The 245-nt window shown below is 50.6% G+C and carries 1 protein-coding gene; it reads left to right on the top strand.

Annotated features, from left to right (window positions below):
* Window positions 1-50: 50 nt before the first annotated feature.
* A partial coding sequence (locus KVT32_RS31090; RefSeq protein ID WP_217619531.1) for a hypothetical protein occupies window positions 51-245 on the top strand: 195 nt, incomplete at its 3' end.

Genomic DNA, 245 nt, shown 5'->3' with positions numbered 1-245 from the left:
AAGGGGCGTTCGGAAAATTGAACGCCGAGGCGTGTGGAGACGAAGGATTCTTGACTCAGATTTCGAAGCCTATCAATCAGTCCATTGAGCAATGGGGAGTTCGATTCGATATGGGAGTAAATCCGGTTGCACCGGAGGATATCACCAAAAACCTGATTCGGCATGGCTTCGTAGGCGCGATGCTTGGCCAAACATCCTTTGCACTTGATCGTTATGGCCACGGGTTTCAGCGCTCATTCCTGTAC

It is taken from the genome of Achromobacter sp. GbtcB20, assembly GCF_019091095.1.
GTDB classification, from domain to species: Bacteria; Pseudomonadota; Gammaproteobacteria; order Burkholderiales; family Burkholderiaceae_B; genus Achromobacter; species Achromobacter mucicolens.
The sequence above is the reverse complement of the archived record's forward strand: the minus strand, read 5'-3'. Positions and strand labels throughout refer to the sequence as shown.